The organism is Solibacillus sp. FSL K6-1126 (assembly GCF_038003445.1).
Classification (GTDB): Bacteria; Bacillota; Bacilli; order Bacillales_A; family Planococcaceae; genus Solibacillus; species Solibacillus silvestris.
Genome location: NZ_JBBOPD010000001.1, coordinates 2,280,079 through 2,306,766 on the forward strand (window position 1 = coordinate 2,280,079; position 26,688 = coordinate 2,306,766).

Genomic DNA, 26,688 nt, shown 5'->3' on the forward strand with positions numbered 1-26,688 from the left:
CCTCCACGTTGCTATGAAACGAAAAAGTGCGTACTTTTTTTATTTTTCGAGTGGATCCATAATAAAAAAGCAACGAAATACTTATTCAATTGGAGGATCAATAAATGATTACTAGTTTACAGGATACAATCAAATTAAATAATGGGGTAGAAATGCCAGCAATGGGCCTTGGCGTCTTTCAGGTAGAAAACGATACAACGGCAGAAATCGTTAAAAATGCGATTGAGCTAGGTTATCGCAGCATTGATACAGCTGCTATTTACGGCAACGAAGCGGGTGTTGGCGAGGGCATTAAATTAGCACTGGCCTCTACCGGATTAAATAGAGAGGACTTATTCATCACATCTAAAGTTTGGAATGCCGGTTTAAATTATGAGGAAACTGTTTCAGCTTACGAAGAAAGCCTGGGAAAATTAGGGCTGGATTATTTGGATCTCTATTTAATTCATTGGCCGGGTCAAAATAAATTTGCCGAATCTTGGACCGCTTTAGAGGATCTATATCAGGAAGGCAAAATTAGAGCAATCGGGGTTTGCAATTTCAATATCTCGCATCTGCAGGATTTATTGAAAACTGCTCGTGTAACACCAGTCATTAATCAAGTAGAGTTTCACCCGCGTTTACAACAACGATCATTACGTGCATTTTGTAAAGAACACAATATTCAGTTGGAAGCTTGGGCTCCATTAATGCAAGGGGGTCTACTCGAAGATACGACAATTGCAAAAATTGCCGAAAAATATGGAAAATCAAATTCACAAGTTATTTTACGTTGGGATATTCAAAATGAAGTAATCACGATTCCTAAATCAGTTCGTAAAGAGCGGATGGCGCAAAATGCCGACATTTTTGACTTTAGTCTTACTGATGAAGAAATGCAGATAATCAATGCGATGAATTTAGATAAACGCGTCGGTCCAGATCCGGAAGTTTTTGATTTCTAATTTAAATTGAAGAATTGAAAATTGCAGAGACGAAAAGCCTCAAGATTTTAGTACTTGAGGCTTTCATTATTTTTATTAAGATAGTTTTTGCACAGCAATATCATCATCTCGCTGCATAAGAAGAACTTCTTCACCATTCTCTTTTAATTTTTCAATATGTTTCTCTCCCCATGTACAAAGTAAGTTGAGCACCGGCTCCATCTCGTGTCCATATGGGGTTAAAGAATATTCAACTTTCGGTGGTACTTGGTTATACACTTTACGATTAATTAAACCGCATTGTTCCAGTTCGCGTAATTGGGACGTCAGCATTTTTTGTGAAATGCCGGGAATTAATCGGCGAAATTCATTTGTTCGGATTTGACCATGGTGATTGAGGTGACAAAGAATGACTGGTTTCCATTTACCGCCAATGACTTCGAGTGTTGCTTCGACACCAATATTATAAACTTTTTTCATTTTGAAACCCCCAGTATTATCAAAAGTAACTAAAAGTACTGTACATGCTTTTATAGTATGTATGAATAATACTATACCCTATAAAATAAATCAAAGGAGTTATTTTTAATATGTCTACATCAAAAACACCAAACGCCAGATTAACACTTCTTGCGTTAGCAATCAGTTCGTTTGGTATCGGTTCCACAGAATTTATCAGTGTTGGATTGCTCCCGCTCATCACAAATGAGTTTGGTATTACTTTAAGTACTGCCGGATTAACAGTATCAATTTATGCATTAGGCGTTACAATCGGAGCACCTATTTTAACAGTTTTAACATCCCGGCTTGATCGTAAAAAAGTGCTTCTGCTCGTAATGGTTCTTTTTATCGTCGGTAATTTATGGGTAGCGATTGCACCCACATTTACTTTACTGTTGATCGGACGCATTATTTCGGCATTTGCCCATGGGGTATTTATGTCAATTGCGGCGGTTATTGCTGCTGATGTTGTGGCACCTAACAAACGGGCAAGTGCCATCGCTTTTATGTTTACAGGATTAACTTTGGCAACTGTCAGTGGAGTACCTTTAGGAACATTTATTGGCCAAGTAACGGATTGGCGTCTGTCATTCATTTTCATCGTCATCATTGGCATAATTGGGTTAATCAGCAATGCGTTCCTTGTACCAAATAATTTAACAAAGAGTGAACCGATTTCATTAAGTGATATCGGAAAAGTATTAAGCAATTTCCGTATGCTGTTAATTTTATTTATTACAGCAATGGGTTACGGAGGCGTATTTGTTGTTTACACATATGTGTCCCCTATTCTTGAAAATCAAATGGGCTACTCACCCCATGCGATTGTCGTCATATTAGTTGTATACGGAATTTGTGTCGCTATTGGAAATACAATCGGTGGCCATTTTGCAAACACTAATCCATTGCGTGCGATATTCATCTTCTTTATTGGATTAGCGTTAACGTTACTTGGTGTCTACTTCTCATTTGATTCCAAAGTAATTGGGCTCATAATGGTATTAGCAGTGGGACTGTTTATGTTTATGAATGTGCCGGGCTTACAACTGTATGCCGTTCAGCTATCCGAAAAATATGTGCCTGCAGCCACTGCGATGGCTTCCGCTTTAAATATTTCAGCTTTCAATATCGGGATCTTCCTCGGTTCATATGTCGGCGGTTTAATTGTTCAATATCAGTCACTGGACAATACGCCCCTATACGGATTTTTAATGGTTATCATTGCGGCAAGTATTACGTTAGCTTGGATGATTGTTGAAAATAAACAAAACGTTTGTACTGCGAAGGAATTCTCGCCATTATCGAAAAATTAATCGCTATAATATATTTAAGTAGAAATGGATAGAAACCTCTCCTAACATTAATGTTTGAGACGGTTTCTATTTTTGTTTATAAATCCATATGCAAATAATTTAAAAGAGCTCTATCTTGTTTTGATAGTTCTTCGGAATATCTCCACAATTTAACCTTCAATATTCCGTTTTATTTGCTATGCTTAGATTGAAGGAGCGTTACTTAATGAAAAAGATTATTTTTATACTTATTTTTGCCGTTATTGGCTTTCAATTTTTTACGACTGAACAAGTTGGTGCTCCCGACTTACCCCAGCAGCTTTCACTAGCATCGTATTCCAATTCAAACGGGGATCTTGTCCTTGTTAACCGGGACATCGCATTACAGAATGAACCAGGCAACTTAGCCACTATTCCAGATGATATTGCTAAAAATGTAATCGTTAATTCGGAGTATTTTCTTGAAGAACAGGCTATTGCACCTCTCAAGCAATTATTCGATGCTGCAGCGAATGATGGAATCGAGCATTTCATAATCAATAGTGCCTATCGCAGCGGAAAACTTCAGAAACAGCTTTTTGAACAAATCGGTGCCGATTATGCCCTGCCTGCCGGCTATAGTGAACATCAGACGGGCTTATCGATTGATATAGGTTCGACTGTCGGCAAAATGGAAAATGTTGCAGAAGGAAAATGGATGGAAGAACATGCAGCGGAGTTTGGCTACATTCTACGCTATCCTAAACACAAAGTCGACATTACCGGAATTGAGTATGAACCTTGGCATTTCCGTTACATAGGCTTGCCCCATAGCGTGATGATGAAGGAGCACGACTTCGTTTTTGAAGAATATATTGCTTATCTAAAAGAGAAGCAATTTTATAAAATGAAATTAGATAATACAACTTATTTCGTGCATTATACCGATAACAAGACATCTGTTAACACACTTGAATCAAACAATATCAAAGTATCTGGTGATAATGTGAGCGGGTATATTATTACTTCCGTATTGGAGGAAAAATAATCGGTGTCAAGTATTTACTTGGGATAAATAAAAAAACGACCATTTGCAAGTTGCAAAATGTGATATTATCCCCTTTAAGTAGACAATGTTAAAAAACCTACAGTACGCTGTAGGTAAACATTTTACTTAAAGGGGATTTTTCTGTGTCGAGAAAAAATAATATTTATTCAAACGAGTTGAAGTTAGAGATTGTACAAGCTTATTTAACAGGCAATGAAAGTATGCAAAAAATTGCGGATCGATATGAGATTCGTAATGTTTCTCAAGTAAAAGCTTGGGTGAAGAAATATAAAGAAGTCGGATCCATCGAAGCTTTTAATCGTATCGCATCTACAGGTTCTGGTGCGAAAGGTGAGAAGAATCCTTTAAAAGGAAAACGGGTCCACTTTAAAAATGTAGAAGAAGAACGTGATTACTATAAGGCACAGGTCGAATACTTAAAAAAGCAGTATCCAAATCTGTAAATGGAGGAATGCCTACTTATTCAGATCGTTATCAAATTATTGAAGAAATGAAAGATCGCTATCCCATTACATGGCTTACTAAAATGGCAAAATTGGAACGTTCAGGCTACTATAAGTGGCTTAAAAATGGCAAAGTATCGTTACGCAAACATAATGATATTGTTTTAAAGGAGCAAATTTTAGCGATTCATCAAACGCACAAAATGTATGGATATCCACGCATGAAAATCGCTTTACGAGACAAAGGCTTTCTTGTGAATCATAAGAAAGTCTATCGACTAATGAGTGAGTTGGGTATTCAATCGATTATCCGTAAAAAGCGTCGCGTATGGGGCAACCGTCTCTCACGTGTATTTGATAATGTGTTGGAGCGTCAATTTAAAGAACGTGTAGAAAATGAGGTGCTCGTAACAGATATTACGTATCTGCCAACGAAAAATGGATTTCTCTACTTGTCAGCTGTACAGGATTTATATAACAACGAAATTGTCGCTTGGCGTATTAGCAAGCGTAATGATTTAGAATTAGTCATGGATACCCTCCAGGAATTGACCGCAAAAAGAAATGTGTATCGAAGCATCATTCACTCAGATCAAGGCTACCAATACACATCCATAAAGTATCATCAAACAGTAGAGCAGCTTGGCATGATTGGCAGTCATTCTCGCAAAGGAAACTGCCATGACAACGCTTGTATTGAGTCCTTTTTCTCGCACTTTAAAAGCGAGTGCTTGTATCTGTTACATGATTATTCAGAGGAAACGGTAAGACAAGCTGTTGAGCAATATATCTACTTTTATAATTACCAGCGCTTCCAAAAACGACTCAACCATCTGGCACCGATAGAATATCGTCACCAGATGGCTGCTTAGTCTTTTTATAGGCTGTCTACTTGACAGGGGTAAGTCCAATGGTCGTTTTTTATTTTAATTGCTAGATTATACTTTAACTTCGTTCTCTTTATTATACGTTGCATGTTGTTTTCTCGCTTCGAACACTTTGGATGCCGAAAAGATGAATACCGCCAGCCATATACATACGAAAGTGATGAATTCTGTCAGTGTAAAAGGCTCCTTGTATAAAAAGATGCCGAGCATTAAACTAATCGTTGGTGCCAAAAATTGAATAAAGCCCATTAAATAAAGTGGGATTTTTTGCGCACTTTTTGCAAATAGGACAAGTGGCAAGGCTGTTACGATCCCGCCGCCCATTAACAATAGGTTAGTTTTCCAGTCCACATGCATAAAAGCAATTTCCGATGTGTTCATTAAGTAAATGTATATAGATACAGCAATCGGTAAAACAAACAATGTTTCGATTGCGAGTCCGCGTGTCGCATCGAGTGGAATTTGCTTTTTAATTACACCATAAAAAGCAAAAGTTAGCGCCAGCGCCAGTGATACCCAAGGAATTGTTCCTCCTAACACAGCCTGATACCCTACGCCTATTGCCGCAATGATGACAGCTACCGCAGTTGCCCGGGAAATTTTCTCTTTAAAAAAGATCATCCCAAACAATACCGATATAAGCGGGTTAATATAATAACCTAAACTCGTTTGAAGTAAATGTCCATTGTTTACTGCCCAAATGAATATTCCCCAATTCAGCGAAACGAAAACCGATGCTACGAACAGTAGAATAAACTGTTTCTTATTTTTCCATAGCATTTTGATATCTACGATCGTTTGTTTATACTGACGGATCAGCAATACAAACAGGACGGTGAATAAAAAGGACCAAATTACACGTCCTACTAATATTTCTACACTGCCCACATGCTGCAGCTGCTTCCAGTAAAGGGGAATGATCCCCCACATTAAATAGGCGCCGATTGCTAAAAAGACGCCCTTTTTTTGTTCTGACATTGGTGCACCTTCTAATTTTTGATACTCTCATTATAGATGTCCATATTTGAGAAGTAAATAATTGTAGCTTCATAGACTCATTAAATTATTCCACTATACCATTTTGCAGTAAGTACATTTTGTGATATAACCCTTTTTGTGTGATGAGTTGTTGGTGTGTACCTCGTTCGACAATTTCGCCTTTATGCAATACTAGTATTTGCTCTGCATCCTGGATTGTTGAAAGTCTATGGGCAATTGCTATCGTTGTACGGCCTTTTCGCATGTTTTCCAATGATTGCTGGATGCCGACTTCCGTTTCAGTATCGATCGCTGCCGTTGCTTCGTCAAGGACAAGGATTTTCGGGTTTGTCGCAATTGTCCGCGCAAATGCCACCAGTTGACGCTGCCCGCTTGAAAATGTCGAACCACGCTCTGTTACATGGCTTCCATAACCATCCGGAAGCGATTCAATGAAATCATTTGCCTGCACAAACTCTGCTGCTTCCTTCACCTTCTGTAAAGTGAGATTTTCATTATATAGCCTGATGTTCGAATCAATCGTTCCGTAAAACAGAAATGGGTCTTGTAGTACTAACCCCATTTTTGCACGTAGCTCCTGTTGTTTGTAATCTTTAATCGACTGGCCGTCAATTAATATTTCACCGCGCTTAAACTCGTAAAAACGCATTAGAAGATTGATAATTGAACTCTTTCCACTGCCGGTATGCCCGACTAACGCAACTGTTTCCCCAGGATTGACTGTGAATGAAATATTTTTCAGTACATCTTGCTTGCCATCATAGCTAAACGACACATTTTTAAATTCGATATGACCTTTTGAAACTTGAACCGGCTTGTTCTGTTGCACTGGTTCAAGTTCTTCATTATCTAACAGCTCAAATACGCGGGATGCCGCTACAATCGCCTGCTGGAACAGTGCCAGACGTTCCATTACTTGATTGATCGGATCAAAGAAACGGTTCATATATGTAATGAACGCATAGACAACGCCTACTTCTACCGCTGTTTCAAATGATGTCCATCCAAAGTAAAATAGCAAAATAACAATCGCTGTAAAGTACACTAAATCAATAATCGGACGAAGCAGAAGACTGTTCATTTTCGTATTGGCCATCATGGACTGGAAATGCTCTTCATTGACACGATCAAATTCATCATTGAAACGTGGTTCTTGACGGAATGCCTGCACGATGCTCATTCCTGATAATGTTTCAGAAAGTTTCGCATTAAGCTCACTGAGTTTCTCCCGCATTCGCATATAGACAACCGAACTCATTTTGCGGTATAGCCAAATGATGTACAGAATGACCGGCAGCAAAAAAAGCATATAAAATGCAAGCTTCGCATTCAGGAAAAACATCGCAAAATACACACCGACGATTAAAAACGCCGCCTGTACAAAGCTGATAAGTACCGACACGAACATATCTTTAATCGCTTCGGTATCATTTGTAGCCCTAGACACGATGGAACCTGCCGGAACTTGGTCAAAATAGCGCATGCCCAATCGGTGAATTTTAGAAAACACATCAATTCGCAGTTGCTGAATGACTTTCAATGCAAGTTCCTGGAATTTTATATTTTGATAGTATGTGATAACGACATTCAGCAACTGAATTACAAAGTATCCAATACCGAGTGTCACGATTGGAGTCATATCAAAATTGCCGATCATTAAATGATCATCAATATAAACTTTAATCAGATAAGGACCGATAATATCGCCGAGAACGGTTAGAACAAGAAGAAACAGCGCAATAGCCAATATCTTTTTATGTGGTTTCAAATAGGTTAACAGACGCTTTAATACGATGCGCTGTTCTTTACTTGAAATCGTCTCATTCGCCATCATGATCTCCCCCTTGTTCCACTAAATTTTCAAGTTGCTGTAACTGGTACATTTCATAATAACTGCCTTCTAGTGCCATCAGCTGTTCATGGGTACCTTTTTCAATAATTGTTCCTTCATCAACGACAATAATGATATGTGCCTGCTGGATTGCACTTAGACGGTGCGACGTAATGATCGTTGTCGCATTTTTCCGCTCTTCTTTTAATGCATGCAGAATCGCTTCTTCTGTCCGCGCATCAACCGCAGATAAAGAATCATCCAATATGAGCAGCTCAGGTTTCATTAACAATGCTCTAGCGATAGAAATACGCTGTTTCTGTCCACCGGAAAGAGATACTCCCCGTTCTCCGACAATCGTGTCATAGCCATCTGTAAAGCTCATAATATCTTCATCAATATTTGCAAGTGCTGCCGCTGCACGAACTTCCTCCATGCTTGCACGTGGATTCGCAAAGGCAATATTGGAATAAAGCGTTGCTGAGAATAAAAAGTGATCTTGCGGTACATAGCCAATCGCCTGACGCAGAGCACTTTTCCTATAATCATTTATATTGTGTGCACCAAATTGAATCGTTCCTTCATATCCTTCAAACTCACGGAGCAACAGCTTTAAAATGGACGTCTTCCCTGCACCTGTTTTACCGACGATTCCGAGTGTTTCGCCGCGTTTCAGCTCAAAATGCACATCCCTTAATGTCGGTGCTGCATCTCCAGGGAAAGTAAAGGATTTCACGTTGAATAAAAGATTCCCGGAAGGATTTTCTTCGATAGCATCCAGCTTGTCATCAATTTCAATTGGGGTATTTAAAATACGTTCAATCCGGTCATACGAAACGCTGCCTCGCTCAACGATATTGAACAACATCCCAATTGCCAGCATCGGCCAGATCAGAATACTTAAATACGTCGTGAACGTAACTAAGTCACCGACCGTCATCGCATCTTCCAATATAAATTTCGTGCCAAATCCAAGACTCAGCATAAAACTTAAACCAACAACGAAGCTAATCGTCGGGTCAAATAATGAATCGACTTTTGCTACGCGCATATTTTTTTCCACCACTTCATCGGAAAGCTTAGTAAAATCAGCAACATCCTGCTGTTGCTGTCCAAACGTTTTCAGTACTTTCATCCCACTGATACTTTCCTGAGTTTTATCGTTCAAGTCGGAAAAGGCTGCTTGAGCATGGCGAAAACGCTCATGAAGCAACTTGCCGTAATAGCTCGTTGATAAAGCGACTAGCGGCATTGGAATGAGCGCAATCAGTGTAAGACGCCAGTCAATGGTAATTGCCATTGCCAAAATTACAAAGCCCCCTGTTGTAAGCGAGTCAAATAATGTTAAAACCCCTCCACCAGCTGTTTGCTGCACTGCACTTATATCATTTGTTGCATGTGCCATTAAATCACCGACACGATTCTTTTGATAAAACGACGGAGACATCTGTGTAAAATGGCGATGGAGCTTTTCACGTAATATTCGCGCCAACAGATTGGACGAGCCAAAAATCATTTGACGCCAATAATAGCGCAGTATGTACATGGCAATCGCTACACCGATGATGATAGCGAGCCATTTAAACAAACCTGCTTTCGTCAATGTCCGTGTACCGATTTCATCGATTGTGAAGCCGATAATTTTCGGCGGTACGAGCTGCAGGATGGCTACTAATACAAGCATAAAAAGACCGACTGTGTATTGGTATTTTCGCTCTTTGAAAAACCAACCTAATTTAAGAAATACCTTCATTCTTTCACCCTCTTTTTTACTCAAGTCCCCCCATTTTACCAAATATTTTAATTTTCCGATATATTTTACAAATATTTTTTTCGGATTCCGAATTAATTTTTTTGTAAAAAATGTTAAGTCAATCTCTTGTCTATAAAAACATATAATTTTGGCATTCTTTATATATTTCAATCCAATATTTCAGCTTCTTTTTGTCCATACTAAAATTATAAATCCATTTAGTACGGATTTTCCGTCCAAATATGGATCGCAATTTTTGTTACATGCATTACTGATAAATAAATTGAAGGGAAATTTTAACATGATGAAACAATTATTATTTGCACTGGCTGCTATTTTTTTATTATTTGTTCCTGGGGTTTACGCACATACGCATCTAGAATCAACCAATCCTGCAGAAGGTGAAACTGTAACAGAAAATATCCAAACAATTGATTTAGCGTATGGGGGCAAAATTGAAGAAGGCAGTACATTTAAAGTTATTGCAAGCGATGGGAAGGAAATGGCGATTCATTCAATTTCAATAAATGAAGGTGTCCTATCCGGAATTATGCTTGATCCCCTTCCAAATGACACTTATACAGTTGAATGGGATAGTATTAGTGAGGATGGACATCCGTTAACGGGTTCGTTTACATTTAAAGTAAATGCGCCTAAGACGAATAAAGAAGAGGACAGCGCTGCAGATACAACAGAGAAGATTGAAAATGATGTCAATTCACTTGTCGATACATTAAAGGATGAGACGAACTCCGATGAGGATGATGAAGGATCATTTTGGACACTCATCATTGTTACTGCCCTAATTGTACTAGTACTTACTGTGATTACGATGTACAGCTATAAGCGATGGTTAGTTAAGAAAACGAAGAAATAAAACAAATAAAAACTGCACTCAAACTTTTATAAAGTTTGAGTGCAGTTTTTTAACGATTTACTGAGCTGTTATTCCGCCATCTACTACAAACTCTGCACCTGTTGAGTAGCTTGACTCGTCTGATGCTAAGAAGACTACTAATTGAGATACTTCTTCTGGTTGTGATACGCGTTTCAGCGGGATATGCTTTGCAAATTCCTCAATAGCTGCTTTTGCATCTTCCTGCATGATCATCGGCGTTGCAATAACTCCAGGGTGTACTGAATTTACACGAATACCCATTGGCGCCAAGTTTAATGCAGCTGCTTTTGTCATACCACGAACAGCAAACTTTGTATCTGTATAACCTACAGCACCACCAACTAAGCCGTTGATTGAAGAAATGTTGACGATTGAACCGCCACCAGCTTTCATCATTGAAGCAGCAACTGCTTTCATTCCTAAGAAAACAGATACTTGGTTAATATTGACGATTTTCATGTATTCATCTAAAGACATTTCCAACATGTTTTTATTCATCGAAATTCCAGCATTGTTTACTAATACATTTACCGGACCAAATGCTTCTTCTGCTTTCGCAATAACGGTTGTCCAATCTTCTTCAGAAGTAACGTTCTGTTTTATGAAGATTGCATTTCCGCCTAATTCTGCAGCAAACGCTTCCCCTTTTTCTTCATTTAAATCTGTTAAAACTACTTTTGCACCTTGTTCTACAAAAGCCTTCGCATGGGTAGCACCCATACCTTGAGCAGCACCAGTAATAATTGCTACTTTACCTGTTAATCGAGACATTAAAAATCACCCTTTCAATAATATGATAGTTAACTATCACTATCTAAAACTAACAATAACAATGTTTGATCGGTCCGTCAATTTTTAGTAGCTATGAATTGTAAAAACATCTCTTTAATAAGCTTTAACTGCTTTTTAGGATCTAATTTCACAGGTAGATTAGGGTCATGCTCGGTCAAATAGGATTCTACAGTAAAGTAACTTATATTTTGAACAACTGTAAATACATACTCCGGAATATCAATGCCTGCTCGGATCGATTGGTCTTCATTTCCTTTTTCTGCAATTGAATACAAAACATTAGCCATTTCTCTTCGAATATCTACAAATTCTTTGTATTCGTCCGTCTCTTCAGATATCGGTTTATATGCTTCAAACGCTTTAAAAAACTTCACAAATTGATGCTGCGGGTCATCGATTAACTCAATATAATAAGTTAATATTCGTTCAATCTGTTCATAAGCTGTCAAAGGTTCATTAGCAATTTTTCGGATAGAATTTGTCATTTGACTGGTAATTTCATTATTAATTGCTAAAACGAGTAATTCCTTATTCGCAAAATAACGATAAAATGTAGCGATCCCAATCCCTACTTCATTTGCAACGTCCTGTAATTGAACTTGTTGAATTCCGTTATTCAACATCAATGTTTTTGCTGCCTGAATTATTTGTTCCCTGCGCTGTTGTTTTCTTTGTTCTCTAATGCTCAATAGTATTCCCCTCAATTTTACATATTATAGCTGTATTGTATCATGATTATGTACGCTTATTTTTATAGTAAGATCCAAAAAAATACACCACAACAATTGTATTCAATCGTTGCGGTGCGTATATTAGCGTAAACGTTCCAAGTCCTGATAATCTTTCATATATGGGCCATCTTCTGCCACAGCTGAATGGTACAGCGCTTTAACGGCGAAGTTTTTTTCCAGTCCCATTTCCGATTTCAGTTTTTTCAGTTCGTCATGCAGTTCGCGATGCTCGTTGATTAATTTCAGCATCGTTGTTTTATTGTATTTCATATAATATCACTCCGATTAGTTCATCACTTGAATGATGACTACTTTTAAATAATTGAATTCCGGGAAATTATGCGGCACCGTGAAATCTTCCGGCAACTGGTGCTCTTCTAAAATTTTATAGCGTGCACCATAATCTTTAAACGCTTTGTCGATAAATGTTTTGAACTTTTTCATATTAAAGCTTGCATTGTTTGTCGATGCGATAATAACGCCACCATCGTTTGTAATAGTTAACGCATCCTTGAGCAATTTCGGATAATCTTTTGACGTACTGAACGTCATTTTTTTCGTACGGGCAAAGCTTGGCGGATCCAGTACAACTACGTCGAACTTCAGGCCTTTTCTTGCTGCATAACTGAAATAGTCAAATACGTTCATCACTTTAATATCTTGTGATTCATAGTCGATTCCATTCACACTGAATTGCTCAATTGTTTTCGGCAAGCTGCGTTTAGCCAGATCGACACTCGTCGTACCTGATGCACCGCCTAAAGCAGCGGCAACCGAAAACGCACCTGTGTACGAGAATGTATTTAGCACCGTCTTATCAGTTGAATATCGGTCACGTAATGCTTTGCGTACATTTCGCTGATCCAGGAAAATTCCTGTCATTGCCCCATCATTCAGATCAACCGCAAAATTCATGCCATTTTCCTGAACGATCAGCGGGAATTCGCCCTTTTCACCTGATACATAATCATCCTGATCGATATATTGACCATTTGTATCAAAGCGTAGTTTTTCATAAATCCCTCGTGTATTCACTGCTGCATTCAATGCCTCATAAATGTCCGTACGGAACGAATAAATTCCTTCACTGTACCAGCTCACCATGTAATAGCCGTTAAAGAAATCGATTGTCAAACCGCCAATGCCGTCACCTTCGCCATTAAACACGCGGAAAGCTGTTGTATCTTCAGAGGCAAAAAAGTCTGCACGTTTTTCAGCAGCTTCACGGATTTTTTTCGTAAAGAACTTCACATCAATCTGCTCTTTTTCTTTACGTGTCAGCACCCAGCCGATCCCTTTATTTTGAATACCGTAATAGCCAGTTGCAATATAGCCGCCGCTTTTATCGACTAAATGAAGAAGACTACCTTCTTCAATTGACGCTTCCGGCATAACAACCGTATCTTTTAATATCAATGGATTGCCATTTGTTAAATCCTTAATCGCTTTACTATCTACTTGTAGTTCTGTTTTTTTTCTCATGCTTTCATCCTTACTACTGTTTTTCGTTCATAAAAAAGAGAGACTTGTTTTAAATACAAATCTCTCCGTACAATATCAGTTTACTACGAAAGCTTGCGAATAGCTACTCGCATGTTGAGTTGACGCTTACTAGTATTGCTTTTTAAAATCAATCAGGTTGGATACACGCTCATATGTCCATCATATTTTTATTACAAGTTAACTAAAGTACGAGCCATTTAACCCGTACTATTGAAAGCACTATTTTTTTCAGGATCTTTTTTAATTCGGAATTTTAATACCTATTCTGTTTTGATTAGTAATTTCGATTTTAAGTACTCTGAAATCATTGGAACAGCCACACTTACATTATTCCACTCAGAATACTTGTGCTCCGCATCTTCTATAGTTAAAGCTGTAAAATTCTCTACAACTTCAAATTTCTCTACATCTATGGTAGTTATCTCGTCATCTTTCCCTTTGTAATATAATATCTTGACAGTTAATTCACGCTTGTCAAATATCACTAATATGTATTCTGATATTTCATCATAAGTCATAAATAAATTAACCTTCATATATTCAGCGCTATTCTCATGCATATTAGTACCCCTTTCTTTTTACCTAAATTCGACATTTTATATGATAATCCTGCTTAGTAGAGCAAAAAATGCGCTTGTACAATAATATCTATTATTTATTTAGGTAATAAGTGCTATTATCTAGGCATCTAAAAATCCACGAACACTAGTACCGATTTTCCGGAATAAGAGTACCTGTCGTTCAACCATTACTTCACCGTTATTCTGTCACTAATCTCTTCTATTAGCAAATATTAGAAAAAACTCCCCATTAAGATGAACAGGTTTTCTGTCCATATAATGAGGAGCATATTTTAAAAGTTACGTTGTTACTTTAAATACGGTTTTCATTTTTTCTATAATACCGCCTGATGAATATGTCAGTACACTTCGTTTATAGAATGACAGACTCAGGAAGTATAGTGTCAATACTGTTCCAACTAAAATAACGAAGCTAATGATTGGTTCAATAGCGTTCATATCTGTTGCACCTAAACGCATCGGCATGACCATTCCTGAAGTAAATGGAATGTATGAGAATACTTTGATCAGCATAGTATCCGGATTACCCATACCTGTCAGCATAACGTAGAATCCAACGAGTGTCAGCATCATTGCCGGCATCATTACTTGCCCTGCTTCTTCTACTTTCGACACTAGGGAACCGAATAATGCGCCGATTATTAAATACATGAAAATCGTTAAGAATAAGAAACCGACTATATATAGGAAGTAGCTTATCGATAGTGAATCAAGCAGATCCGTAACAATTGACCATTTGTTTCCGCCATCTGAGAAGCGAAGCAGTAATAAAAGTCCGCCGAAAAGTATGACGAATTGTGTAAGTGCAACTAAAAATACTCCGACAATTTTTGAACGGAAATGCACTTCTGGCTTCACGCTGACTAATAACATTTCCAATGCACGTGATCCTTTTTCCGAAGCAACATCTGTTGTAATCATTGATAAATATGATGCGACAAAAACATAAATGATAATTCCAATCGCATACGAAACCCAAACGCCCGCCATTTTTTCTTCAGCGGATTTACCGTCATCTGCAGCTTCATTCAGTGAATTTAATGTAATGACAGGCTCTGACGACAATAATAACTGTTGCTGCTCCGGTGATAATTCCATCTGACTCATCGCATACAGCTGACCCGCCTGACTTAATGAACTTTGGAAATCTTGCTGATCATTAAGCGGAAGCGGATCAAATGATTCAATTTTTGCCGCCAGCTTGCCATCTGCATCCGATAATGTAAAGGCCGCGTAATAGTCTCCATCCTTCAATTTATCTTTGACATCACCCGCTTCAACATAGACATATTCCACATCATCTGAATCTTGCAGTACTTGCGCTATATCAAAATCAGTTTCATTGATAACTGCGATTGTATCCGCATCCCCAGAGAAAATGAGGTCTTTAATTTCCGACCAGAACATAAAACCGCTTAGCACTACTAAATAAAGCAATGTTGTTAAAATAAAGGATTTTGATGTGATTTTTTGTTTATATAATTTTTTAATAAGCACATTAAATTTAGACAAGACCGGCACCTACTTTCTCTTTGAAAATCTCATGCAGCGATAAATAATCTAAACTGAACTTTTCGATATAATTGCCGTTTGAAAGCAGTTCGAAAATTTCCGGTGCATATGATTCGTCTTCAAGTGTCAGTACTGCCTGTGAGTCCCGTTCCAGTTTGACATGATTCACACCTGGATACTTACTTAACTCTTCAAAGGATTTATCTGTACGTATCGTCAGTTTTGTTTTACCGTACTGCTTTTTCAGATCAAGCAGCGAGCCTGAAAATAGGGATTCACCGCGCTTTAGTAGACATAAATGGTCACATAGCTCCTCGACATTATCCATTTGGTGACTCGAGAATAAAATCGTCATTCCTTGGTCGCGCAAATACAGGATTGCATTTTTCAGCAGCTCCATGTTTACCGGGTCCAGTCCACTAAACGGTTCATCAAGAATTAAAAACGCCGGTTTATGAATAAAGCTGGCGATTAATTGGACCTTTTGCTTATTCCCTTTTGATAACGTCTCGGCTTTCACATGTCGTTTTTCTTCCAGATCAAAGCGCTCAATCCAAAAGTCGATATCTTTTTTCAGCTCGTTTTTATCCATACCGTGCAGCTCGCCGAAAAAGTAAAGTTGCTCTTCCACTTTCATTTGAGGGAAAATACCGCGCTCCTCCGGTAAATAGCCTAAAAAGTCACGGCTTACCGATTTGATTGGCTGCCCATCCCATGTAATCGTACCTTCTGTTGTATCCTGTAAATCCAGAATCATTCGGAATGTAGTCGTTTTTCCTGCACCATTTTGCCCGATCAAACCGAATATTTCACCTTTTTCAATTGTAAAGTTCAATCGATTTACTGCAACAAAATCACGATAGCGTTTCGTCACATCTTTCAGTTGTAACACCATGAGCGTACCTCCTGTTTTTAAGAACTAGCGAATTCCATTATATAGTAATTATTACAATTATTGAATAATTAAAAAATTTATGTATGTGCACTGCTTATAAAAATACTAATCAATTTCATCCGCCACTATGTTTATGTACGAAACAGACGAAGAAAAGATTCATTATTATGAAAAAACTTAGCAAGAAATACACCCTTACTAAGTTTCGTTAAGGCGTTAAATTAATTTTCCTTTAAAAGCAGGGCTCAGTTCACTCCAAACATCGAATTGATTTCCGTCCAAATCATAAAAAATGAAATTCTTTCCAGCATGTCCCCGATTTTCAATTTCACCGACTTTTACTCCGATTTGCTTAAAATCATGATGCAATGCCTCTAACGCCTGGAATCCATCAACTTCGAATGTAATTGAGAAACACTCCTTTCCGTATTTGTCTATAAAATTGGCACTTTCATTCTCCTTTGAATGTACTAGAAAGAAACTTTGATTTGCAAAGTTTAAAATGGCTTTATTTTTGTCTTTATAATTTAAAGTCGCTTCCAAGTTTTTCACATACCATTCAGAAGATCGTTCCACATCCGCTACCGGTATGTAAGTTGTTCCGACTCTCACTAATTTTCCACCCATTTTTGTCCCCCCCGAGTCCAGTTCTAAGCAATGATTGGTAAGTAGATTTCAACTTCTTCCCCTTCACTAACAGGATGATATGTTTCGATAATATAAGAATCAAGATCTCTTTTATAACCTTGCACTGTTCCCCAATTCAGCAAATTTTCATGAAGTTTTTCCAGCTCCATTATGTTCCCTCTTGTCGTAATATAATGGTTATTCGTCTCTAAATAATCCATTCCTGCCGGGATTTTATTCACTTTCCCGCGAACGATTAGTCCTACAAAGAAATTGCCCGTTTTATGTTCGTCACTCTTTTTAGGTTCAAACAATGCGATTTCACTTTCAATCTGGTAGTCGATCTCATCAGAACGGCTTAATAACCGTTTTGCAAGCAATGGTACTTCACTTCCAAAGTTTTGATACTCCCCACTACCCTTTAAGCCAACCAACTTGAACTCTTTTTTTATCATTTTGAACGTCATTTACATCACCGCTCTATTCATATTTTTTAATCCACTCTTCCAGCAATGTACGATCAAATGGTTCTTTCAATTTTAGATAGCCGCTTGTCATGACTGCTGTTGCATCTTGTTCCCGCTTTACAATATCGTTGTCGTAAATCGTATAAGTGATCGATTTCATAAGTGCTTGATCAGAGAATTTAATTTGATAGTTAGAAGTTGTTTCTTTTCCTTTACGTACCGACTCGGTTGGCATCGTTTCAAGCAGGCGGTAAAGCTCTTTTACTTCATCCATATTATAAGAAACAGAAGAATCATTTGATGGATATTTAGCAACTGTGACCTTTGTTAAATCTCTGCTATCCACAAAACTCACTTCATTCAACTCTTTAGAAATCTGGTACATTTCATATTGATTCCATATATAATAAATACCTAAAACAATAGCGATTGACAGGATTATTTTTATCGACTGCTTCATTTCATCCTCCTCCAAACAATTTTATTTTAAATAATTTTACCATATTTTTCTAGATTATAAATATTAATTTGAGTAAGAAAAAATGGCTTAGTCCTTGTGAAAGAACTAAGCCATTGAACAGCGTATTTTATTTTCTGTAGTAATCAACAATCCCGTTATAAATAGATTGTGCATAGATTTCTACATACTTGTCATTGATTAATTTTTTACGGTCTTCTGCATTTGAGATGAACCCAAGTTCGACTAATACAGAAGGAATGATCATATTGCGTGTCACATAATACTGTGCTTCTTTTACCCCTCGGTTTTTCATATCCGCATTTTTGACGATTTCATTATTGATATACGTCGCAAGCTTTTTATCCTCTTCATACTGGTCACCTGTTGTAATGCTGTAATACGTTTCCGTACCTTTCGCACTTGTAGATGTCGCTGAATTTACGTGAATGCTTACATAAACTTCACCGAACTTGTCCTTTGTAAATTTCACGCGTTCCTGAAGGGATGGATACGTATCTCCTGAACGTGTAGTAAATACTTTTGCGCCGTTTGCTTCAAGTTTTTGTTTGACAAGATTACCTACTTTTAAAACGATCGCTTTTTCCGTACTACCTGAGTTCACAGCACCTGGATCTTTCCCACCGTGCCCTGGGTCTAAAATAATAATACGGTCTTTGATAGGGCTGCCTTTTTCGTTTACTAGTTTAATATACGATTTGTGCACATATCCTGTATCTTTGCCCGCTGTCACTTTTGCCCAATAGCCATCAATTGAATGAACCGCAATTACTGATCCTTTTGATAACTTTTTAATTGTCGCTGATGATCCTGAAGCCGATTTGCGCATGTTTAAACTTGCAACCGTTACCTTACCTGTTGTGCCGGATGTAACGACAGGATCGTTATTGTCGGAATCCGTTTCTGATGGTGGCGGATTCACACTTGAACCACCAACATCCGTTGTGCTATTTTTTACAATATAGCCTGGAATTCCACCTACAGTTGTTAAATAATAACCGTCAATTTCTTTATAGACTGACAATGTTGACCCTGCTGAAATTTGTTTAATTTTTTTCGATGACGATGTCGGTTTGTAATACAGATTTATAATTGTATTTGTCTTGACAGCTTTAATTGATGGTCCAATGGCACTGCCGTCTTGTTCAAGGAATTTGGCATATGATTTACTGATATAACCGTAATAACCTTGATAAGAAACTTTTAACCAATTACCTTCAACAGCATACACCGATAACTTACCACCCGTATTTACTCTGCCAATCACTGCACTTGATGTTGTCGGCTTTGTACGAACATTTAAGCCATCTGTTGTTACTGATACAAGACCAATTACTTGTGTCGGATCAACTGAATCAAGGTGTTCGGGTAAGGCTAGTCGGAATTCATCGCTTTTTGCTCGCGCAATAAATGATGCAAACTGTGCTCGTGTAACCGAGCCCTTCGGCATATATTTGCCGTCACTACCTTTTGTAATCCCATTATAGTAGATTGCTTTAATATACGGAGCATATGTATTCGAACTCGATACATCTGGGAAGTACACCGGTAAATCTTTATAGTCACTTACATTTAAATTAAATGCGATGGATAAAACGTGACTCATTTCTTCACGAGACAAAGTGGCATTAGGAGAAAATTTCCCTGATGTTTTAGTAAATAATCCAAGTTGACGTGCACGTTCGATGTATGTCGATTGTTCAGTCCCGACTTTAACATCAGTGTACGAGGAATTACTTACTTTTAGTGGACTTTTACCTGCAGCAATAACCGCCATTTTCGCAGCTTGTGCACGCGTCACACTCATGTTGGGTTTGTAGTACGTTTTGCCCTTTTCCTGATATCCTTTAATCGCCCCTAGGCTAATTAAATACTGGATCTCATCGTAAGTGGCATCGGTTGTCGCAACATCTGCAAATACTACTTTAGCTGATGTCGGTGTAACAGCTAGTGTACAAACGAGGAAGATTGCAACAACCAATGTAATCAATTTTTGATTCATTGTTCCCTATCCTTTCATAAGCTGTCCCCCTCATTGTATAGTACAAAACCGGAAAAAAATAGAGGTAAATCCATATTTAATGTCAAAATCTTGTTACAGTCTAGTTACAAAAAGATTACACAGTATAATAATTTAGGTTTGTAAGGTAGAAGTAAAGGGTAAATAATCTATTTAGCATTGTTGTAATAGAGCGAATTGTCGGTGTTTTTTATAGGACAAAAAAAGAATCCAGTTCGTAATATTTCGAACAAACGGATCCTTTTTAAATCTATAAATTTTTTATGAATTTGTCATTATTTTTTAGAAATTGATTGAAAACTGTTTTGCGATTGCTCGAATCTCTTCTATTTTTTCCGGTTTTAAATAGTCCATCATCTTCGGAACAAACTGTTCGATATCATCTTTTGTAAAAGTACCTTCATCTTGCTTTTTAAAGTTTTCAGCTAGTAATGCTTTTGCTTCCTCCACCTTATCCTCTTTTACACGTTGTAAAATAAAGTTTGAAAACATTTCCTGCATATTTTTATCCAATTGCATAATGAGTGCCTCCCTATGATTTTAATTTCTTCATTACTTTAAAATTATAACAATAAATGCATTTAATAATCTATTGGGATCCAGTTCAAATTAAAGATAATAAACAAAGATGCATCCTTCCCCCTTAATTACAGTGCCCTCCAAAATAAATAAACAGCTTTGCCTATTACTAGTCCTAAAAATCCTTACTTCCGAATAAAATGCACAAATATGTAATTAACGGGGGATAATTCATGAATTCAATTTTTACCTATATTTTTTTAGGCATAACTATGGCCGCTACATTCGGACCTGTTAAGAACGTCCTATTAAATACAGGTTTAAAGAACGGTTTTTTCCATGCCTGGTTTTTTAGTCTTGGTGCCTTAACTACTGATATTGTGTACATGTTCGTCGTTTATTTTGGAGTTGGGAAATTTATTGATTCTTTATTATTGCAAACAATACTATGGTCTTTTGGGTGCTTTGTTCTTTTGTATACAGGGATAGAAAGTTTACTCACTCTACATAAAATTGAAATGAACTCTAAAACCGGCAAAATAGTTAGATTAAGACATTCGTTATTAGCTGGATTGTTAATGTCATTGCTAAATCCAATAACAATTCTCTTTTGGCTAGGAATTTATGGTTCTATCCTCGCGAAAACAGCAGGAATCGCTACAGGATTAGACATCATACTAATTAGTGGAGCCATTTTACTTGGCATTATTTTCGTAGATTTTCTTTATTCATCCTTATCCAGTATTGCCCGTAAGTTATTATCCATTAATCTGTTGAAAACTGTAACCGTTATTTCATCTATATTTATGATCGGATTTGGCATCTACTTTGGAATGCATGCTTTTCAATTGTTATTCTAAATTGTAGTTAATTTATACAAATAGCCGAGTGTATAAAATGAACACGAAAGGAAACCATACCTTAATAAATAGAAAAACAAAATTAGTCGAGGTGTGGTAATGGATAAAAATAAGGATCATGTAAGTATATGGTGTATTGTAAGTTTGACTTCTATCCCGCTCATCATGACTTTAGGAAATTCAATGCTTATTCCAGTGCTCCCCATATTAGAAGACAAAGTCGGGATCACATCATTTCAGTCGAGTATGATTATTACAAGCTATTCAGTCGCAGCCATTTTTCTCATTCCGGTAGCAGGCTATTTATCAGATCGCTTTGGCCGAAAAGTCGTAATATTACCGAGTCTAATATTAGCTTTAATCGGAGGTCTGATTGCCGGGTTCGCTTCATGGAAGATGGATGACCCGTACACAATGATTATTATAGGCAGAATTATTCAAGGTATTGGTGCAGCTGGAGCCATGCCAATCGTTTTGCCTCTTGTAGGTGACCTCTATCAAGATGATGATGAGAAAATCAGCTCAACTTTAGGGATAATAGAAACTTCTAATACGTTCGGAAAAGTGTTGAGTCCTATATTAGGCTCAGTATTTGCTGCTATTTTATGGTTTCTTCCCTTCTTTTCTATCTCTGCACTCAGCCTAATTTCCATTGCACTTATATTTTTCTTTGTAAAAGTACCTAAAGATAAGGATGAACCTTTAAAATTCAAGCAATTTTTACGTAATACGAAAGAAGTTTTCAAGGATGAAGGAAGATGGTTGTATACGGTATTCCTTAATGGAGTCCTTGTTATGCTTATATTATTCAGTATGTTATTTTTCTTATCAGAAAACCTGGAAAAAGTTCATGATATTAAAGGGATTAAGAAAGGTTTTGTACTGGCTATCCCACTTTTACTGCTTTGCATTTCCTCCTATATTTCCGGTCGGAAAATTAAAGGAGATTTATCAAGAATAAAGAAAATTATAGTGGTCTCTTTGATTGCAATGTCTATCAGCATTGTCTTTGTTGGATACACAAGCAAAAAACTAATCCTCCTGTTGATTGTAACAAGTATCGTGAGAATAGCTATTGGCGCATTATTGCCTGCTCTAGACACCATTATTACAGATAATATAAGAAAAGAATTACGCGGTACTGTTTCTTCATTTTATAGCTCTGCCAGATTTATCGGTGTTGCAGCAGGTCCGCCTATTATGTCACTCGTCATGAAAAACTATCTCAATATTAGCTATATCACTGCAGGAATATTAGGATTAATTCTTTTATTGTTTGTCTTCAAGTTCATTAAAGTTGATGAAATCGGAAAATCAAAAGAACCAGCATAAAAATATGGACCTAACAGCAACAGCTGTATAGGTCCTTTTTTATGGGATATTTTCATGCGGATTTTAAACTAAACAGAATTAGGGAAATCCCACAGAAAAGACAAATTATACGTGTAAGAGAAATTTTTTCTGCAAGTCCAAGCAATGCTAGTGCTGTTGTCACAATTAAGACGACCGGTCCGACTAGGGCAAGTAGCGTATTAATATAAAAAGCTTTTTCTAAATCATTGAATTTAAACATTAATGCAGCAGCCGTTAACTCTATACTTCCGGACATAATTCTTAAAGCAATGATAATAATGAGTGCTTTATCCATAAATGTAAACACATCCTTGCTAGTATTGTTACCTAACATATGCAACTAACCCTAGAAATATATTTATACAGACACTTTTCCCAATTCTATAATATCTAAGATAATGGTGGATCTATAAAACCCAAGTATAGGCTAATTTTTAAAACTATTTTGAAAATATAATTAAATTCAATTTACATACGAACTATTTCTATTTAAAATTAAAATATAGTAAATGAAGGCGGTGTTTAGTTGAAAAAAATACACTATAGCTGGATTATTCTCGCTATATCTTTTTGCTCCATAATTGCCGCCGGAATAGCGATGGCATCATCCGGAGTTTTCTTAACTCCATTTGAACAAGAGTTTGGCTGGAATCGTCAGGTGATTTCCCTAGCCTTTGGAATCAGTTTATTTTTCTACGGATTTGCAGGTCCGTTCATGGCTGCATTACTCCAGAAATTCGGACTAAAGAAAATGATGCTTGCTTCTATGGGGACATTACTGATTGGCCTTCTTTTAATTTTCCTCATGAATCAATCATGGCAATTGATCATTATTTGGGGCGCTATTATCGGACTTGGTTCCAGTCTGTTTTTAACCGTTTTAAGTCCATATGTAGCGAATCATTGGTTTAAAGAAAAAAGAGGACTTGCGACAGGGATTTTAACCGCGAGTACTGCAATGGGTCAGTTAATACTGCTCCCTGTCTTAGCCACTATTATCGAAAATTACTCGTGGCGTTGGGCAGTTGGTTTAATTATAACGATTAGCGTAGTAATGTTTTTCATCATCTTCTTATTCATGAGAAACACACCTAAAGAAATCGGTATCCTTCCATATGGACAGACAGAGGATATAGAGGTCGTGCACGACCAATCAAAAGGCAATCCAATTGTAATTGCATTTAAAGGGTTAGCTGATGCTATACGCGCTAAAGAATTTTGGTTATTGGCAGGGAGTTTCTTTTTCTGTGGCTTTTCAACAAACGGGCTTGTTGGGACACATTTTATTTCCTATTGCATTAGTTTCGGAATCCCTATCGTGACTGCGGCTTCCTTGCTCTCTTTTATGGGTGTTTTTAATATGGTAGGAACGACACTTTCCGGTTGGCTTTCCGATCGTATTGATAATCGCTGGCTTCTGTTTTGGTATTATCTATTTAGAGGCGCTTCACTTGTCTTGCTGCCTTTTGCGTTAATGGAGGGCAATCTGACTTGGATTCTTGTTTTTTCTGTGTTTTACGGGTTGGATTGGGTGGCAACGGTACCGCCGACCATCAATCTTTCAAGACAAATTTTTGGAGTACATAAAAGCGCAATTATTTACGGATGGATTTTTGCTTCCCACCAAGTAGGTGCTGCAACTGCTGCCTATGGTGGAGGTATGCTTTATTCCTATTTTAATACATATACTTGGGCATTTTTTATGGCCGGCGTTTGCTGCGTAATGGCAAGTTTATTTGTAATTCTAATAAAGAAACAGCCTCGTTCGGTCAACTAAAATAGGGTGCTTTGATTTAAATTCAAAGCACCTTTTTCATGCAAAAAAAGACTAAAATTCACGTAAGGAATGAATTTTAGCCCATAAAATTATTTAATGTGGTTCAGCAACTCTTTCACAAAATTATATTCTACATATGTTTTGTTCTTTTCCAATAGTGCTGGTGCAACGTCAAAATGTTTTAATGCACGATTATGGCCATATTTTGTCTGTCCACGTGTAATTGTGTAAGACAATGCACCTTTTGAGATGATTGCGCCATTTCCTGTTGAAGCAACTTTGAAGTCAAGCTCTTCTGCAACCATTCGTAACGGCACCATGATTTTGCCATCGACTTCTTTATAGTCTTCACCTATTATCGCCTGTATTTCAGGTGCGATTTCAGGGTTTACTACTTCTTCTTCAAGTTTAGGGAACACAACAATTTTTTCAGGTGCTGTCTGTGCTGGAATACTCCTTGTTGTAGGACCGTAAAATACAATCGCGTTGTAGTTTTGCAATTCCTTCGCAGGCACTTTTTCGCCTTTAGTGTTGATAATGACTGATTCCTCATTTAAATTCAGCTTTAATTGTCCGTCGTCACTTAAGAAGTTTTCATCAAATTGCGCTACCTTAACTGAGTTGGCTGTATCGTCCTTTTCAACAATGACGACTGGTGGTGCATATTGCGGCGGATAAATTAAGATCATCGGCTGATCTGCATAAATGGATAATGAAATCGTATCACCAATTTTCAGTTTAACTTCATTGCCATGTTCATCAAAAACAAGTGTTTTGTCATCTACATAGAAGTTGAACACATTGTCATCTTGACCAACCGTAAATAATTGGGCATTTTCCCGCTGCTCGACTGCTGTAATGTTCCCTCTGTGCTGGATAAATGTACCTGCTTTTTCCACTTGCTCAGTCCCTTCTGTTGTTGGCTGCTCAGCATAAGCAGATACGGTTCCGAGTAAGAGTACAGATAATGCTAATGGTGCAATTTTTTTCATATCATTCCATCCTTTCGGTAATTTCACTACATTAGTCGATTTAAAGGAAAAAAGGTTACACGTTCTAGTTATTTTTTTTGATATAGCAATGCTGTAAGTGCGATATAATCATATAACGTTAATGTACCACGATTGAATTTTTCCAACCACAATGGCTGAAATGCCCCTAATCGAATGCCTTGTTTAAGTTCCTCACGTACTGCTTCTTTATCATTAAAAATTTCTTCCACTTTTTGCTGTAACGCCCTACTTGTGATTGATTGAGCATCCATTCGTGTTATTAGATTTGGTTGTGCTACCAGTGTTGAAGGTTTTGTTGTCATTTGAAGTGAAGTTTTCAGGAAATAGCTTCTTAACGTCTCGGCTATTCCTTCAATTATTTGGTCTTTATTTGATCGGTATAACTTTGCATCCTGCTCGGAATTGACAAAGCATATTTCTATGATAATGGCCTTTTTCGTTGTGCCATTTAAAAATGCCAAATTTGTACGGTGTTTGGCACCTCGATTTTTAAACATCCCCGCTTTCGCGATTTCGGCGCTCATCTTTTCCGCAAACGGTGAAATTGTTGGATTCACATAAAGCACTTCTGTCCCAATTCCTTCTTTCTGTTTACTTCGTGCGGAATTAAAGTGAATGCTGACATCGAGTTCGCGTACTGTTGCGTTATGCCGCTTAACTAAATACGCTAAGTTTTGTTTCTGGCTTTTAGATTGTTTATCGATAATTGTAGTGACCTTAATCCCTTTTTGCTGCAATTTATTCCCGAGCTCCTGCACAACCAGAACAGTCTCCACCCCTTCATCCATGTAACCAGAGGCACCTGTCCCCTTTCCATAATGGCCAGCACTAATAGTTAGCATCATAATTCATCTCCTTTTCAATCTATATGTCTAATAGCGGAATGAAAAAGGGACATTTCGATTTTTATTATATTAATATAAAAACCTCACTTTACATGTTGCAATAGATCGCAGAAAAAACGGTATAGCATTTTGAATACTGA

Annotated in this window: 28 protein-coding genes; 9 read left to right on the forward strand and 19 right to left on the reverse strand. The window is 37.4% G+C overall.

Features of this window, described 5'->3' with window-relative positions:
* Nucleotides 1-107: 107 nt before the first annotated feature.
* A complete protein-coding gene (locus MHH44_RS11180) occupies nucleotides 108-944 on the forward strand; it encodes an aldo/keto reductase (protein WP_430290256.1) in 837 nt (278 codons plus the stop codon).
* Nucleotides 945-1,019: 75 nt separating this feature from the next.
* On the opposite strand, the gene MHH44_RS11185 is transcribed toward MHH44_RS11180, so the two are convergent.
* Complete coding sequence (locus MHH44_RS11185; protein WP_008403779.1) at nucleotides 1,020-1,403, reverse strand: winged helix-turn-helix transcriptional regulator; 384 nt, start codon at nucleotides 1,401-1,403, stop codon at nucleotides 1,020-1,022.
* A gap of 110 nt (nucleotides 1,404-1,513) precedes the next feature.
* On the opposite strand from MHH44_RS11185, the gene MHH44_RS11190 reads away from it, so the two are divergent.
* The 4 genes from MHH44_RS11190 to MHH44_RS11205 all read left to right on the forward strand — a co-directional run bounded on the left by MHH44_RS11190 (nucleotide 1,514) and on the right by MHH44_RS11205 (nucleotide 5,079).
* Complete coding sequence (locus MHH44_RS11190) at nucleotides 1,514-2,737, forward strand: MFS transporter (RefSeq protein ID WP_340798587.1); 1,224 nt, start codon at nucleotides 1,514-1,516, stop codon at nucleotides 2,735-2,737.
* 205 nt (nucleotides 2,738-2,942) lie between these two features.
* Entirely contained in the window at nucleotides 2,943-3,743 is an 801-nt protein-coding gene (locus MHH44_RS11195) for a M15 family metallopeptidase (RefSeq protein ID WP_340798588.1), read from the forward strand.
* Between the two features lie 143 nt (nucleotides 3,744-3,886).
* A complete protein-coding gene (locus MHH44_RS11200) occupies nucleotides 3,887-4,207 on the forward strand; it encodes a transposase (protein WP_340798589.1) in 321 nt (106 codons plus the stop codon).
* An 8-nt stretch (nucleotides 4,208-4,215) separates the two neighbouring features.
* On the forward strand, nucleotides 4,216-5,079 hold the full coding sequence (locus MHH44_RS11205; protein WP_340797581.1) for an IS3 family transposase: 864 nt from the start codon (nucleotides 4,216-4,218) through the stop codon (nucleotides 5,077-5,079).
* A 66-nt stretch (nucleotides 5,080-5,145) separates the two neighbouring features.
* Here MHH44_RS11205 and rarD read toward each other — a convergent pair whose 3' ends face one another.
* The 3 genes from rarD to MHH44_RS11220 all read right to left on the reverse strand — a co-directional run bounded on the left by rarD (nucleotide 5,146) and on the right by MHH44_RS11220 (nucleotide 9,677).
* Nucleotides 5,146-6,072: an EamA family transporter RarD gene (rarD, locus tag MHH44_RS11210; RefSeq protein ID WP_340798590.1), complete on the reverse strand. Its 927-nt coding sequence runs from the start codon at nucleotides 6,070-6,072 to the stop codon at nucleotides 5,146-5,148.
* Between the two features lie 85 nt (nucleotides 6,073-6,157).
* Complete coding sequence (locus MHH44_RS11215; protein WP_340798591.1) at nucleotides 6,158-7,927, reverse strand: ABC transporter ATP-binding protein; 1,770 nt, start codon at nucleotides 7,925-7,927, stop codon at nucleotides 6,158-6,160.
* Complete coding sequence (locus MHH44_RS11220; RefSeq protein ID WP_340798592.1) at nucleotides 7,914-9,677, reverse strand: ABC transporter ATP-binding protein; 1,764 nt, start codon at nucleotides 9,675-9,677, stop codon at nucleotides 7,914-7,916. The genes MHH44_RS11215 and MHH44_RS11220 overlap by 14 nt, the downstream gene beginning before the upstream one ends.
* Before the next feature lie 301 nt (nucleotides 9,678-9,978).
* On the opposite strand from MHH44_RS11220, the gene MHH44_RS11225 reads away from it, so the two are divergent.
* Complete coding sequence (locus MHH44_RS11225; RefSeq protein ID WP_008403787.1) at nucleotides 9,979-10,554, forward strand: copper resistance CopC family protein; 576 nt, start codon at nucleotides 9,979-9,981, stop codon at nucleotides 10,552-10,554.
* 57 nt (nucleotides 10,555-10,611) lie between these two features.
* On the opposite strand, the gene MHH44_RS11230 is transcribed toward MHH44_RS11225, so the two are convergent.
* From MHH44_RS11230 to MHH44_RS11285, 12 genes are all read right to left on the reverse strand, one after another.
* Nucleotides 10,612-11,346: a glucose 1-dehydrogenase gene (locus MHH44_RS11230; protein WP_065215862.1), complete on the reverse strand. Its 735-nt coding sequence runs from the start codon at nucleotides 11,344-11,346 to the stop codon at nucleotides 10,612-10,614.
* A gap of 77 nt (nucleotides 11,347-11,423) precedes the next feature.
* On the reverse strand, nucleotides 11,424-12,056 hold the full coding sequence (locus MHH44_RS11235; protein ID WP_065215861.1) for a TetR/AcrR family transcriptional regulator: 633 nt from the start codon (nucleotides 12,054-12,056) through the stop codon (nucleotides 11,424-11,426).
* A 123-nt stretch (nucleotides 12,057-12,179) separates the two neighbouring features.
* Nucleotides 12,180-12,368, reverse strand: a complete 189-nt coding sequence (locus MHH44_RS11240) for a hypothetical protein (RefSeq protein WP_008403793.1) — start codon at nucleotides 12,366-12,368, stop codon at nucleotides 12,180-12,182.
* 15 nt (nucleotides 12,369-12,383) lie between these two features.
* Nucleotides 12,384-13,580: a class I SAM-dependent rRNA methyltransferase gene (locus MHH44_RS11245; RefSeq protein WP_008403794.1), complete on the reverse strand. Its 1,197-nt coding sequence runs from the start codon at nucleotides 13,578-13,580 to the stop codon at nucleotides 12,384-12,386.
* Nucleotides 13,581-13,861: 281 nt separating this feature from the next.
* Nucleotides 13,862-14,161: a trypsin gene (locus MHH44_RS11250; RefSeq protein WP_340798593.1), complete on the reverse strand. Its 300-nt coding sequence runs from the start codon at nucleotides 14,159-14,161 to the stop codon at nucleotides 13,862-13,864.
* A 300-nt stretch (nucleotides 14,162-14,461) separates the two neighbouring features.
* Nucleotides 14,462-15,703 (reverse strand): ABC transporter permease, encoded by a 1,242-nt coding sequence (locus MHH44_RS11255; RefSeq protein WP_238541454.1) that lies wholly within the window; start codon nucleotides 15,701-15,703, stop codon nucleotides 14,462-14,464.
* Nucleotides 15,687-16,589 (reverse strand): ABC transporter ATP-binding protein, encoded by a 903-nt coding sequence (locus tag MHH44_RS11260; protein ID WP_340798594.1) that lies wholly within the window; start codon nucleotides 16,587-16,589, stop codon nucleotides 15,687-15,689. The genes MHH44_RS11255 and MHH44_RS11260 overlap by 17 nt, the downstream gene beginning before the upstream one ends.
* 216 nt (nucleotides 16,590-16,805) lie before the next feature.
* Nucleotides 16,806-17,216 (reverse strand): VOC family protein, encoded by a 411-nt coding sequence (locus MHH44_RS11265; protein WP_065215858.1) that lies wholly within the window; start codon nucleotides 17,214-17,216, stop codon nucleotides 16,806-16,808.
* A 23-nt stretch (nucleotides 17,217-17,239) separates the two neighbouring features.
* Nucleotides 17,240-17,683 carry a GyrI-like domain-containing protein gene (locus MHH44_RS11270; protein ID WP_065215857.1) on the reverse strand — a complete coding sequence of 148 codons (444 nt, stop codon included), beginning with the start codon at nucleotides 17,681-17,683 and terminating at the stop codon, nucleotides 17,240-17,242.
* A gap of 13 nt (nucleotides 17,684-17,696) precedes the next feature.
* Entirely contained in the window at nucleotides 17,697-18,143 is a 447-nt protein-coding gene (locus tag MHH44_RS11275) for an aspartate aminotransferase (protein WP_065215856.1), read from the reverse strand.
* 127 nt (nucleotides 18,144-18,270) lie between these two features.
* On the reverse strand, nucleotides 18,271-20,163 hold the full coding sequence (locus MHH44_RS11280) for an N-acetylmuramoyl-L-alanine amidase (protein WP_065215855.1): 1,893 nt from the start codon (nucleotides 20,161-20,163) through the stop codon (nucleotides 18,271-18,273).
* Between the two features lie 300 nt (nucleotides 20,164-20,463).
* Nucleotides 20,464-20,700: a hypothetical protein gene (locus MHH44_RS11285; RefSeq protein WP_008403808.1), complete on the reverse strand. Its 237-nt coding sequence runs from the start codon at nucleotides 20,698-20,700 to the stop codon at nucleotides 20,464-20,466.
* 233 nt (nucleotides 20,701-20,933) lie between these two features.
* Between MHH44_RS11285 and MHH44_RS11290 the strand changes: the two genes are divergently transcribed.
* Together MHH44_RS11290 and MHH44_RS11295 are read left to right on the forward strand one after the other, a co-directional pair.
* A complete protein-coding gene (locus tag MHH44_RS11290; protein WP_340798595.1) occupies nucleotides 20,934-21,560 on the forward strand; it encodes a LysE family transporter in 627 nt (208 codons plus the stop codon).
* A gap of 99 nt (nucleotides 21,561-21,659) precedes the next feature.
* Nucleotides 21,660-22,892, forward strand: a complete 1,233-nt coding sequence (locus MHH44_RS11295) for an MFS transporter (protein WP_340798596.1) — start codon at nucleotides 21,660-21,662, stop codon at nucleotides 22,890-22,892.
* A 52-nt stretch (nucleotides 22,893-22,944) separates the two neighbouring features.
* Here MHH44_RS11295 and MHH44_RS11300 read toward each other — a convergent pair whose 3' ends face one another.
* Nucleotides 22,945-23,208 (reverse strand): YqhV family protein, encoded by a 264-nt coding sequence (locus tag MHH44_RS11300; protein ID WP_420820144.1) that lies wholly within the window; start codon nucleotides 23,206-23,208, stop codon nucleotides 22,945-22,947.
* A 231-nt stretch (nucleotides 23,209-23,439) separates the two neighbouring features.
* On the opposite strand from MHH44_RS11300, the gene MHH44_RS11305 reads away from it, so the two are divergent.
* Entirely contained in the window at nucleotides 23,440-24,690 is a 1,251-nt protein-coding gene (locus tag MHH44_RS11305; RefSeq protein ID WP_065215854.1) for an MFS transporter, read from the forward strand.
* An 89-nt stretch (nucleotides 24,691-24,779) separates the two neighbouring features.
* Here the strand turns inward: MHH44_RS11305 and MHH44_RS11310 are convergent, their stop codons facing one another.
* Together MHH44_RS11310 and MHH44_RS11315 are read right to left on the reverse strand one after the other, a co-directional pair.
* On the reverse strand, nucleotides 24,780-25,682 hold the full coding sequence (locus MHH44_RS11310; protein WP_340798597.1) for a stalk domain-containing protein: 903 nt from the start codon (nucleotides 25,680-25,682) through the stop codon (nucleotides 24,780-24,782).
* 68 nt (nucleotides 25,683-25,750) lie between these two features.
* A complete protein-coding gene (locus MHH44_RS11315) occupies nucleotides 25,751-26,548 on the reverse strand; it encodes an N-acetylmuramoyl-L-alanine amidase (RefSeq protein WP_340798598.1) in 798 nt (265 codons plus the stop codon).
* Between the last annotated feature and the right edge of the window lie 140 nt (nucleotides 26,549-26,688).

Excerpts from the sequence above, each read along its gene's own strand:
- MHH44_RS11225 (WP_008403787.1), top strand. The coding sequence starts at position 9,979 with ATGATGAAACAATTATTATTTGCACTGGCTGCTATTTTTTTATTATTT.
- MHH44_RS11205 (WP_340797581.1), top strand. The coding sequence starts at position 4,216 with ATGCCTACTTATTCAGATCGTTATCAAATTATTGAAGAAATGAAAGAT.
- MHH44_RS11195 (WP_340798588.1), top strand. The coding sequence starts at position 2,943 with ATGAAAAAGATTATTTTTATACTTATTTTTGCCGTTATTGGCTTTCAA.
- MHH44_RS11260 (WP_340798594.1), bottom strand. The coding sequence starts at position 16,589 with ATGGTGTTACAACTGAAAGATGTGACGAAACGCTATCGTGATTTTGTT.
- MHH44_RS11190 (WP_340798587.1), top strand. The coding sequence starts at position 1,514 with ATGTCTACATCAAAAACACCAAACGCCAGATTAACACTTCTTGCGTTA.
- MHH44_RS11315 (WP_340798598.1), bottom strand. The coding sequence starts at position 26,548 with ATGATGCTAACTATTAGTGCTGGCCATTATGGAAAGGGGACAGGTGCC.
- MHH44_RS11240 (WP_008403793.1), bottom strand. The coding sequence starts at position 12,368 with ATGAAATACAATAAAACAACGATGCTGAAATTAATCAACGAGCATCGC.
- MHH44_RS11230 (WP_065215862.1), bottom strand. The coding sequence starts at position 11,346 with ATGTCTCGATTAACAGGTAAAGTAGCAATTATTACTGGTGCTGCTCAA.
- rarD (WP_340798590.1), bottom strand. The coding sequence starts at position 6,072 with ATGTCAGAACAAAAAAAGGGCGTCTTTTTAGCAATCGGCGCCTATTTA.
- MHH44_RS11185 (WP_008403779.1), bottom strand. The coding sequence starts at position 1,403 with ATGAAAAAAGTTTATAATATTGGTGTCGAAGCAACACTCGAAGTCATT.
- MHH44_RS11290 (WP_340798595.1), top strand. The coding sequence starts at position 20,934 with ATGAATTCAATTTTTACCTATATTTTTTTAGGCATAACTATGGCCGCT.
- MHH44_RS11265 (WP_065215858.1), bottom strand. The coding sequence starts at position 17,216 with ATGGGTGGAAAATTAGTGAGAGTCGGAACAACTTACATACCGGTAGCG.
- MHH44_RS11280 (WP_065215855.1), bottom strand. The coding sequence starts at position 20,163 with ATGAATCAAAAATTGATTACATTGGTTGTTGCAATCTTCCTCGTTTGT.
- MHH44_RS11310 (WP_340798597.1), bottom strand. The coding sequence starts at position 25,682 with ATGAAAAAAATTGCACCATTAGCATTATCTGTACTCTTACTCGGAACC.
- MHH44_RS11215 (WP_340798591.1), bottom strand. The coding sequence starts at position 7,927 with ATGATGGCGAATGAGACGATTTCAAGTAAAGAACAGCGCATCGTATTA.
- MHH44_RS11275 (WP_065215856.1), bottom strand. The coding sequence starts at position 18,143 with ATGAAGCAGTCGATAAAAATAATCCTGTCAATCGCTATTGTTTTAGGT.
- MHH44_RS11285 (WP_008403808.1), bottom strand. The coding sequence starts at position 20,700 with ATGCAATTGGATAAAAATATGCAGGAAATGTTTTCAAACTTTATTTTA.
- MHH44_RS11270 (WP_065215857.1), bottom strand. The coding sequence starts at position 17,683 with ATGACGTTCAAAATGATAAAAAAAGAGTTCAAGTTGGTTGGCTTAAAG.
- MHH44_RS11220 (WP_340798592.1), bottom strand. The coding sequence starts at position 9,677 with ATGAAGGTATTTCTTAAATTAGGTTGGTTTTTCAAAGAGCGAAAATAC.
- MHH44_RS11245 (WP_008403794.1), bottom strand. The coding sequence starts at position 13,580 with ATGAGAAAAAAAACAGAACTACAAGTAGATAGTAAAGCGATTAAGGAT.
- MHH44_RS11250 (WP_340798593.1), bottom strand. The coding sequence starts at position 14,161 with ATGCATGAGAATAGCGCTGAATATATGAAGGTTAATTTATTTATGACT.
- MHH44_RS11295 (WP_340798596.1), top strand. The coding sequence starts at position 21,660 with ATGGATAAAAATAAGGATCATGTAAGTATATGGTGTATTGTAAGTTTG.
- MHH44_RS11300 (WP_420820144.1), bottom strand. The coding sequence starts at position 23,208 with ATGGATAAAGCACTCATTATTATCATTGCTTTAAGAATTATGTCCGGA.